Source organism: Mesorhizobium sp. P2_D1, assembly GCF_056404455.1.
The window spans coordinates 1-1,968 of sequence record NZ_JBFUDZ010000125.1; the positions used below are offsets into that span (position 1 = coordinate 1).

2 protein-coding genes are annotated in these 1,968 nt (G+C 61.7%); both read left to right on the plus strand.

The window, feature by feature from the left end; translation table 11 throughout:
- On the plus strand, positions 1-235 hold a 235-nt coding region (locus AC1D0I_RS32435; protein ID WP_477400158.1), incomplete at its 5' end, for a KUP/HAK/KT family potassium transporter.
- A 183-nt stretch (positions 236-418) separates the two neighbouring features.
- Positions 419-1,968: potassium transporter Kup (locus tag AC1D0I_RS32440; RefSeq protein WP_477400159.1), on the plus strand; the 1,550-nt coding region annotated here is incomplete at its 3' end.

Sequence of the window (1,968 nt, forward strand, 5' to 3'; positions counted from 1 at the left end):
GCCCAACATCCCGCGCGCGCTGGCGATCTGCCGCAAGCAGGGCTGGAAGTTCGATATCATGACGACCTCGTTCTTCCTGTCGCGACGTTCGCTCAAGGCCTCGCCCAATTCCGGCATGCCGGTGTGGCAGGACCGGTTGTTCATCGGCCTGGCGCGCACGGCGGCCGACGCGACCGAATATTTCCAGATCCCGACCGGCCGTGTGGTAGAGATCGGTACGCAGGTAGCGATCTGACGGACGCATATGCTGCCGGTCCTGCTGGTGCGACCATGCCTGCAGATCGAGCCCGCGAATCTCGCGTGGACCGATGATCTCCCGAGCAGCCGAGCGTTGCCGGCATGGGAGCCATCACGCGACGGCACTTGATATTGCATCGCAGCAAGCGTAGATGACCGCGCACTTATCGGAGTGTCGTCCATGGCCCTTGCCAATGCTGGTAGTGAGGCAGAACCCGTCGAACAATCGAGCCATCCCGAAATCGAACAGCACAGCACCAAGGTGTTGATGCTGGGCGCGCTTGGCGTCGTCTATGGGGATATCGGCACCAGCCCGATCTATGCGTTCCGCGAGGCGCTGGTGGCATCGTCGCGCGGTAGCGTGGCGGATCGCGGCGATATTCTTGGCGTTCTGTCGCTGATCATCTGGTCGCTGACGATCATCGTCACCATCAAATACATCATGTTTGTGCTGCGCGCCGACAACCGCGGCGAGGGCGGCGTGCTGTCGCTGATGGCGCTGGCGCGCGGCAGTTTCCCCAAGCGTTCGGCGCTGATACTTGGCATCGGCATCGTCGGGGCATCGCTTTTCTTCGGTGACGCCGTCATCACGCCGGCAATCTCGGTGCTGTCGGCCGTCGAGGGCATGAATGTCGTCACGCCTGCCTTCCAGCCTTACGTGGTGCCGCTAACTCTGGTCATTCTTGCCATGGTGTTCGCCGTACAGCGCTTTGGCACGGGSGGGGTGGGATTGGTGTTCGGCCCGGTGACCGCAGTATGGTTCCTGGCCATTGGCCTTTCCGGTCTCAACCACATCATCGCCGATCCGGAAATCCTGTGGGCGGTGAGCCCACACTACATCGTTGCCTTTCTGATCAATTCGCCCGACGTCGCCTTCGTTACCATCGGCGCCATCTTCCTCGCCGTCACCGGCGCCGAAGCGCTCTATGCCGATCTCGGCCATTTCGGCCGCAAGCCGATCGTGCTCGCCTGGCTGGCGATCGTGTTTCCCTGCCTGCTGCTCAATTATGCCGGGCAAGGCGCCTTCGTGCTGGCAAAGAACGGTGTGGTCGGCCATCCGTTCTTCGAGATGAACGAGGGCTGGACGCTGATCCCGATGGTCGTGCTGGCGACTGCTGCGACCGTGATCGCCAGCCAGGCGGTGATTTCGGGCGCCTTCTCGCTGACCAGGCAGGCCGTGCAGCTCAACATGCTGCCGCGTCTGGAAATCCTTCACACATCTGAAAAACAGTCCGGCCAGATCTACATGCCGCGCGTCAATCTCTTGCTGGCGCTGGTGGTGATGATGCTGGTCGTCGGCTTCGGCGAGTCCAGCAAGCTGGCGTCGGCCTATGGTATTTCGGTGACCGGCAACATGCTGGTGACGACGGTGCTGCTCTATGTCGTCATGACGCGCATCTGGAAATGGCAGCTGTGGCTGGCCGTCTCGCTGACGGCGCTGTTTGCCTTTATCGACATCGGCTTCTTTGCCTCCAATATCGTCAAGGTGTTCGAGGGCGGCTGGGCATCGCTGGCCGTAGCCTTCACCATCGTGCTGGGCATGTGGACCTGGGTGCGCGGCAGCCGCTATCTGTTCGACAAGACCCGGCGCAACGAGATCCCGCTCGATTTCCTCGCCGGCAATCTGTTGAAGAAGAAGCCGCAGCTGGTGTCCGGCACCGCCGTGTTCCTGACCAGCGATCCCTTGAGCGCGCCAACGGCACTGATGCACAGCTTGAAACACTACAAGGT